Here is a 7,488-nt window from a genome sequence, read left to right as displayed (position 1 = left end):
GCCGGGTTGGGTGGGTGGGGGGTCGTGGCTTGTGGCCGGGGTGGTGGGTGGGGTGTCGCGAGGGCTGGTGGTGGGGGGTGGGGTGTCTGGGTCTTTGTTTGGGGGGTTGTGGGAGCTGTTTACGGGGTGGGGGTCTTGGTGTGGGGGTGCGCCGGTCAGGGCCGGGTCGCGGGGGCCGAAGGTGGGGCGTCCCACCTCCTCGAAGCCGCCGTTGGGGTGGGTGAAGGTGGGGAGGGAGTCGTCGAGTCGCACCGGGGTGCCGCGAAGTCCGGTGTAGAAGTTTCGGAGTTTGGTGCCGGTCCAGATGACGTGGGTCATGGGGTCGATGGCGCGGCCGGCGCGGACGGCGGCTTGGGCCGCTTTGCCTGCGGCGGTGGCGGCGGGAGGGCCGGCCTTCTTCGTGGTGGCGAGCATGAGGGCGTTGCCGGCGACCTGGCCGGCGGCGCGGGCGGGGTCTCTGCGCCATTCGTCCCAGGCGGTCAGGCCCTTGACCGTCTCCTTGTGGGACTTCCCCACCAGGTCGCGGACGGGGTCGAACGCGAGAAGGCTCGCCCCGCCCGGAAAGCTCACGATGAACGAGGCCAGGGCCATCTTTCCCAGGCCCTTCCAGGCTTCGGTGAACTTCTCGCCGCCCTGCAGACCGGCAAGGGTGGAAATGCCGCCCCAGGTGACGTCCCACATGCCCTGGAAGAATCGGCCCGCGCCATTTACGGCGTCCTCCCACCAGGGGAGGTCCGCCTTTTCCGCGGTGCCCCACGGCGGGGTGGAGGGCCCGTCGACGCACATGGGGCCGGGGGCGTGGCCGCCGTAGGCGGCGTAGATCTGGGCGGCGCAGCGTTCCTCGGCGGCGGCGAGGGCGGTGACCTGGCCGCGGACGGCGGCCTCAAGGTCGTTGTTCTGGTCGACGAGGTCCTCGTCCTCGGTCCAGTCGTCGCCCTTGGCGTTGATCTCGGCGACCAGGGCGCGGGCGTCGGTGAGGAGGGACTGCAGGCGGGCCTTGATCGGGGCCAGTTCGGCGGCGTAGGCGTCCAGGGCGCCGGCGACCCGCCAGAGCTGCCAGGCGAACTCGGCCGTGGTGGTCTGGACGGGACGGGCGGCCCGGCGCAGCAGGTCTCCCTCGGGGGCGTCGTAGACATGCGGGTTCAGGCCGTGCGTCCAGGCGTCGTCGACGTTCTCGCCGGTCTCGCGGATGCCGTTCGCGGCGGAGCGCAGGCGGCGGACTTCGGTGACGAGGGCCGCCGGGTCCAGCCGGTTCAGGATCTGCTCGATGCCCCCGGGGTTGATCATTTCGGCTGCTTCAGGTCGGCGGGCGTGGGGGCGACACGGGCGTTGCGCTGGGCCTTCTCCGCCATTTCCGCGTCGGCGCGGAGATAGGCGTTGGTGGCGAGGGTGACGCCCCTGATGCAGTTCGAGGTGCGTTTCGCGGCGAGCGCGAGCGTGTATTGGTGGTGCTCGCCGAATCCCAGCAGCGCCTTGTTGATCAGGCTGCTTCCGGAGGCCGTTCCGGCGGAGGACGCGGCGTCGATGTAGGTCTTGGCCTGGTTCTCCAGTGGTTCGATCGCCGCGATGGTCCGGGCGATCGCGCTCCGGACCCCGGCCACTTCGATGTTCCAGCCCGGAATCGCCACCGGCACCCCCGCATCGGTCTGACACGTTCGGTGACGAGAGTAAGGGCGTTTATGGAGTGTTGCCAGCCGATTTCGGCGTTCGGGGCCGTTTCGGGTGGCCGAATCAGCGTGGACGGAATTTGCCCGGACGGAAGTTCTCCGGCGGCGGCGGTGCGCAATCGGAACGTTCGGCCAGGTCGGTCAGGAGATCGAGGCAGCGGTTCATCTCCTCGGTCTCCGCGGCGAACTGGAGGGAGAAGGTCTCCGCGTCGCCCGGTTCCTTGGTGGGGTCGTTCGATTCGGGCTCCATGGCGTCTCATCGTGCCATGGGAAAGGGGGTGATCGGGAATTCGGTCGGCCCTTTTCGTGGTCGTCAGTCTGCGGATGGGGCCAGGGCTCGGACGCCTTCGGCCGGGGAAAGGCCGCCGCCCGGGATGATCGCCAGGATGGGCGTCGTGAGGCCGTTGTCGACGTATTCGCGGACGCGGGCGCGGCATTCGGCGGGGGTGCCGTGCACGAGCAGGTCGTCGACGACCTCGTCCGGGATGGCCTCCAGCGCCTTCTCGCGGTCGCCGGCCGCCCACGCCTCGTTCATCGGGCGCAGCGCCTCGCCGCGTCCGAGCCATTCGTGGTACGCGCGGTAGACGGGGACCGTCATGTACGCGGCGATCACCCAGCGGCCGATCGCGCGGGCCTCCTCCGCGTCGCCGGTCGGGCAGACGAACAGCCGCGCCATCAGCTCGGGCTCGTCGCCGAGGACGCCGCGGATCGTCGGGACGTCCTTCGGGGCGAGCCAGTTGCTGATCGCGCCGTCGGCCTCGCGGGCGGCGAGCCGCAGCATGCCGGGGCGCAGCGCGGCCAGGACGATCGGCGGCGGCACGGCCGGGGGCGTCTCCAGCTTGAAGCCCTTGACCGTGAAGGTCTCGTACTCCTCTTTCACCTTCTCCCCGGCGAGGGACCTGCGGAGGAAGCGCAGCATGTCGCGGGCGCGCTTGTACGGCTCGTCGAACGGGATGCCGTTCCAGCGCTCCACGATCGTGTCGGACGAGGTGCCGATGCCGAGGACGAACCGTCCGGGCGCGAGGTCGGCGAGCGTCGCGGCGTGCTGCGCCAGCAGGGCCGGGCCGCGGGTGTAGACCGGCGCGATGGCGGGGCCGAGCCGCAGCTCGGGGCCCCACTGCGAGGCGAGCGCGAGCGGGGTGAACGCGTCGGCGCCGCTCACCTCGGCCGACCAGGCGTCGGTGTAGCCGAGCCCCGACAGCTCGGCGATGATCCCGGCGTGCTCGGCGAGCGGGAGCCCCTGCAGCGGAATGGTCAGTCCCCAGCGTGACATGCGTCCCCCAGTTTCGGTTTCAGGCGATCGAGGATCGGACGGTGGCGCCACCGTCCACGACGAGGGTCTGCCCGGTCATCCAGGACGACGCGTCGCCGGCGAGGAAGACGGCCGCTTTGGCGATGTCCTCCGGCTCGCCGATGCGGCCGAGCGGCGTGAGCGTGCCGATCTCCTCCTCGTTGTTCTCCCACAGTGCGCGCGCGAGGTGGGTCTTGACCAGCCCCGGCGCGATGCAGTTGACGCGGACCTTCGGCGCCAGCTCCATCGCGAACTGCCGGCTGAGGTGGATGACGGCGGCCTTGGTGGCGTTGTAGTAGCCGATCCCGAGCTCGGTGACCAGCCCGCCGACGGACGCGATGTTGACGATGGCGCCGCCGCGCTCCGCGAGGGACGCGCGCAGGGCGAGTCCCGTCCACTGGACGACGGCGAACTGGTTGACCTCGACGGTCTTCGCGGCGGCGGACGGCTCGATGTCGGCCATCGGCCCGAAGTAGGGATTCGTCCCGGCGTTGTTGACGAGGACGTCGAGGCCGCCGAACTCGGCGACGGCGGCGTCCACGCAGGCGGCGGCCGCGTCGGCGTCGCCCACGTGCGCGGCCTTCGCGAGGACGCCCGCGTCCGGGTGCGCGGCGCCGATCGCCTTGGCGACCTCGTCGAGCGCCTCCTGCCTGCGCGAGGCGAGGACGACGTTGGCGCCCTCGGCGGCCAGAGCGGTGGCGATCGCCTTGCCGATGCCCCGGGACGCCCCGGTGACCAGGGCCGTCTTCCCCTGAAGTCCAGTCCGCATCCGCACTCTCCCTACCGATGGGCACGCTGGGCAGAATCCGACTCGGTTCACTGTACCGAAGTTACTGACGGGTCAGTCAGCTGCCCGCGGGCCGGGCCGTCCCGCTCACCGGACATCCGCCCGCCGACCGGACGCCCCGTTGTTAACCTGCGCCGGGACGAGACGAGGAGGGCCCCCGCGTGAGCAGGATCAAGGAGCGGCCCGCGTGAGCAGGACCGAGGAGCGGCCCGCGTGAGTACGACCGAGGAGCGCCCCGCGTGAGCAGGATCAAGGAGCGGCCCGCGTGAGCAGGGCCGGGGAGGGGGCCGTGTGAGCGGGGTCAAGGAGCGGCGGCCGGCGGTCGAGGGGTGGTTCGCTTCCGGGGACGGCGGCGTGCGGCTGCTGGGCACCCGCTGCGCGTCATGCGGCACGCCCTACTTCCCGCGCAACGAGCTGGCCTGCCGCAATCCCCGCTGCAGCGGCCCGAAGGACGGTTCCGAACTGGAGCCCTACGCCCTCTCCCCGCGCGGCCGGATCTGGTCGTACGCCGACGCCCGCTACAAGCCGCCGCCGCCGTACGTGTCGCCGGACCCGTTCGTCCCGTACGCGGTCGCGGCCGTCGAGCTCGAAGCCGAGCGCATGGTCGTCCTCGGGCAGGTCGCGCCCGGCCACACGGTCGACGACCTCGCCGTCGGCATGGAGGTGGAGCTCACCGAGGGCACCCTCTACGAGGACGACGAGGCCGAGTACACCGTCTGGATGTGGAGGCCGGTGAGATGACGCGCGACATCGCGGTGCTCGGCGCGGGAATGCATCCGTGGGGGAAATGGGGGCGCGACTTCGTCGAGTACGGGCTGGCGGCGGCGCGGGCCGCGCTGGCCGACGCGGGGATCGCGTGGACGGACGTCCAGTACGTGGCGGGCGCCGACACCATCCGGAACGGTTATCCGGGGTTCATCGCAGGGGCGACGTTCGCGCAGGCGCTCGGCTGGTCGGGCGCGCGGGTGTCGTCCAGCTACGCGGCGTGCGCCTCCGGGGCGCAGGCCATCGGCTCGGCGCGCGCGCAGATCCTGGCGGGGTTGTGCGACGTGGCGCTGGTCGTCGGCGCCGACGCCGCGCCGAAGGGCTTCTTCAAGCCGGTCGGCGGCGACCGGCCCGACGATCCCGACTGGCTGCGGTTCCGGCTGCTCGGCGCCACCAACCCGATCTACTTCGCGCTGTACGCCCGCCGCCGGATGGCCGTGCACGGCGCCACGCTGGACGACTTCGCCGCCGTGAAGGTGAAGAACGCGCGGCACGGGCTCGCGAACCCGAACGCCCGGTACCGCAAGGAGGTGACGCCGGAGGACGTCCGCGAGTCCGCCGTGGTCGCCGACCCGCTGCGCCTCCTGGACATCTGCGCCACCAGCGACGGCGGCGCCGCGCTCGTCATCACGTCGATGGACTTCGCGCGGCGGCACGGCATCGCCGATCCGGTGCGCGTCTCGGCCCTGTCCACGGTGACACCGACGTTCCCGAAGACCGTCCTCGACCTGCCCGACTTCGCCACCGACTCGGCGATGACGACGGCGCCACCGGACCGTCCTCCAGCCCCCACCCACCGCCATTCAACGGACGAGCTCCGCTCGACGGCCCGCCCGTTCCGGTTCGCGATCGCGGACGCCGCCTACGAGGAGGCCGGGATCGGGCCGGAGGACCTGTCGCTCGCCGAGGTGTACGACCTGTCCACGGCCCTGGAACTCGACTGGTACGAGGACATCGGCCTGTGCGAGCCGGGCGGCGCCGAGGAGCTGCTGCGCTCGGGGGCCACCGCGCTCGGCGGGCGTGTCCCGGTGAACCCGAGCGGCGGGCTCGCGTCCTTCGGCGAGGCGGTCCCCGCGCAGGCGATCGCGCAGGTGTGCGAGCTGACATGGCAGCTGCGCGGGCAGGCGGACGGCCGCCAGGTCGAGGGCGCCAGGACCGGCATCGCCGTGAACCAGGGCCTGTTCGGACACGGCTCCGCGATCATCACCGTCCGCTGACACCGTGTCGGCCGGAGGTGTGGGGTGGCCGGGGGTCATTTGAAGGTGAAGCCGTCGCAGCCGATGTAGTAGGCGTCGCCGTTGGGGTGGACGTGCAGCCACACGACCGTGAACACGCCGGGCAGCAGCTCCGTGTACGCCCCGCTCCACCTGAAGTCCTTCGGGAAGGTGAATTCCTTCCAGTCGGTGCCCGCCAGCAGAGCCGGCTTGCTGGGGATCTCCGGACGTCCCGCGCTGCCGTACGGCCCCGGCGGACGGATCTCCGCGGACACGTGGTAGTTCGGCGGCGGGTCGAACTTGAAGCGCATACCGATCTTGACGGGGCCCTTGGTGACCGGCTCGCGCGGCGCCGAGGTCTGCGTCCGGGCGGCGACCTTCGGGTCCTCGGGACGGGCCGCGGGCAGGCAGGCGTGGTCCTTCGGCGAGAACGTCGCCTCATGGAAGTCGGCCGTGGGGTAGCGCACGAAGTACAGGTCCGGCGGACGGCCGTTCGGGCCGGGCGTCCGTCCGGCCGGTGAGCGCCCGGCCTTCGTGGCGGGACCGTTGTTCGGGCCCTGACCCGCCTGGGCCTTGCTCCCGCCGCCGCTCCCACCGGTCCCGCCGCCGTTCCCGCCGTCGTCGCCGTTGAAGAGGGCGCGCGCGCCGAACGCGCCGCCCAGGACGACCGCGACCACCCCGGCTCCAGCCGCGATGACGGCGGCGCGCGAGCGCAGGGGCGTGCCGCGGCCGGGGACCGTCCGGGTGCGGTCCGGCGGGACGAGCCCGGACGCGGCCGCGTCCGCCACGCTGACCGGCATCGACGGCGGGACGCCCACCAGGCTCCGGTACGCGGGGTCGTCGGCGAGCGCGACGGTGGACGCGGCCATTTCCAGCAGCCGCCCAAGCGAGACCCGGGAGCCGGGCTCCTTCTCGGCGCAGAGCCGGACGAGTTCGGCGACGCGCTGGTCGGCGCCGTCGAGGTCGATGTCGCCGTTGAGGGTGCGGTGGATGATCGCCTCGATGCGTCCGCCGCCGAACGGCGGGCGTCCGGTCGCGGCGTAGGCGATGGTGCCGGCGAGGGAGAACACGTCCGACGCGGGCATGGGCTCCTGCTCGCGGACGACCTCGGGCGCCACGTAGCCGGGCGTGCCGTTCCACGCGCCGGTCTGGGTGATCTGCGTCTGGCCCTCGCCGCGCGCGATGCCGAAGTCGATCAGGCGGGGGCCGTCCGGGGCGAGGATCACGTTGCCGGGTTTGAGGTCGCGGTGCTGGACGCCGTGCCGGTGGATCTCCTGCAGCCCCTGGGCGAGGGCGGCGAGCAGCCGCAGGCAGGTGTCCGGCGGCAGGGGGCCGTGCTCGGCGACGGCCTGCCGGAGCGTCGGGCCCGGCACGTACTCGGTCGCGAGCCAGTGGGGCGGGGCGTCCAGCCCGGCGCCGACCATCGCGGCGGCGAACCGGCTGCGCACCCGCTCGACGGTCGCGACCTCGCGGCGGAAGCGGGCGAGCGCCTGCGGGCCCTCGAAATCCTCGCGGATCACCTTGAGGGCGACGTGCCTGCCGCCCCCGGTGAGTCCCAGATACACCTGGCCCATGCCGCCGGCGCCGATGCGGGCGATCAGCGGGTATCCGCCGATCTCGGCCGGATCCTCGGGACGCAGCGGTTCCACGGTCAGGCGGCGTCCTCTCGTGTGTCGCGTGCGCGCATGGCGCGCATGTTCTCACCTCCGGCGATCCCGCGGCCACTCAAAACGACCGGACAGGATGATGTCCGAAATGTTGCGA

General features: G+C 72.4%; 8 protein-coding genes. 2 read left to right on the top strand and 6 right to left on the bottom strand.

Annotation, left to right across the window (positions count from 1 at the left end):
- From ACH34T_RS30690 to ACH34T_RS30670, 5 genes are all read right to left on the bottom strand, one after another.
- The coding region (locus ACH34T_RS30690) for a hypothetical protein (RefSeq protein WP_396024420.1) at nt 1-1,287 on the bottom strand (1,287 nt) is incomplete at its 3' end.
- Nucleotides 1,284-1,628, bottom strand: coding sequence for a DUF6507 family protein (locus tag ACH34T_RS30685; protein ID WP_396024419.1), 345 nt, complete (start codon nt 1,626-1,628; stop codon nt 1,284-1,286). The genes ACH34T_RS30690 and ACH34T_RS30685, both read right to left, overlap by 4 nt.
- Nucleotides 1,629-1,731: 103 nt before the next feature.
- A complete protein-coding gene (locus tag ACH34T_RS30680) occupies nt 1,732-1,917 on the bottom strand; it encodes a hypothetical protein (RefSeq protein WP_396024418.1) in 186 nt (61 codons plus the stop codon).
- A 63-nt stretch (nt 1,918-1,980) separates the two neighbouring features.
- A complete protein-coding gene (locus ACH34T_RS30675) occupies nt 1,981-2,940 on the bottom strand; it encodes an LLM class F420-dependent oxidoreductase (RefSeq protein WP_396024417.1) in 960 nt (319 codons plus the stop codon).
- A 19-nt stretch (nt 2,941-2,959) separates the two neighbouring features.
- On the bottom strand, nt 2,960-3,727 hold the full coding sequence (locus ACH34T_RS30670; protein WP_396024416.1) for an SDR family oxidoreductase: 768 nt from the start codon (nt 3,725-3,727) through the stop codon (nt 2,960-2,962).
- A 309-nt stretch (nt 3,728-4,036) separates the two neighbouring features.
- Here ACH34T_RS30670 and ACH34T_RS30665 point away from each other — a divergent pair, with 309 nt between their 5' ends.
- Both ACH34T_RS30665 and ACH34T_RS30660 read left to right on the top strand, forming a co-directional pair.
- Nucleotides 4,037-4,486, top strand: a complete 450-nt coding sequence (locus ACH34T_RS30665) for a Zn-ribbon domain-containing OB-fold protein (RefSeq protein WP_396024415.1) — start codon at nt 4,037-4,039, stop codon at nt 4,484-4,486.
- On the top strand, nt 4,483-5,727 hold the full coding sequence (locus ACH34T_RS30660; RefSeq protein ID WP_396024414.1) for a lipid-transfer protein: 1,245 nt from the start codon (nt 4,483-4,485) through the stop codon (nt 5,725-5,727). The genes ACH34T_RS30665 and ACH34T_RS30660 overlap by 4 nt, the downstream gene beginning before the upstream one ends.
- 35 nt (nt 5,728-5,762) lie before the next feature.
- On the opposite strand, the gene ACH34T_RS30655 is transcribed toward ACH34T_RS30660, so the two are convergent.
- Complete coding sequence (locus ACH34T_RS30655) at nt 5,763-7,373, bottom strand: serine/threonine-protein kinase (RefSeq protein WP_396024413.1); 1,611 nt, start codon at nt 7,371-7,373, stop codon at nt 5,763-5,765.
- Nucleotides 7,374-7,488: the final 115 nt, after the last annotated feature.

Origin of the sequence: Actinomadura sp. 9N215, from assembly GCF_044326345.1 — a bacterium.
In the GTDB taxonomy this organism is placed as follows: domain Bacteria; phylum Actinomycetota; class Actinomycetes; order Streptosporangiales; family Streptosporangiaceae; genus Spirillospora.
This window is presented reverse-complemented; position numbering and strand designations above follow the sequence as displayed.

Excerpts from the sequence above, each read along its gene's own strand:
- ACH34T_RS30675 (WP_396024417.1), bottom strand. The coding sequence starts at position 2,940 with ATGTCACGCTGGGGACTGACCATTCCGCTGCAGGGGCTCCCGCTCGCC.
- ACH34T_RS30670 (WP_396024416.1), bottom strand. The coding sequence starts at position 3,727 with ATGCGGACTGGACTTCAGGGGAAGACGGCCCTGGTCACCGGGGCGTCC.
- ACH34T_RS30680 (WP_396024418.1), bottom strand. The coding sequence starts at position 1,917 with ATGGAGCCCGAATCGAACGACCCCACCAAGGAACCGGGCGACGCGGAG.
- ACH34T_RS30660 (WP_396024414.1), top strand. The coding sequence starts at position 4,483 with ATGACGCGCGACATCGCGGTGCTCGGCGCGGGAATGCATCCGTGGGGG.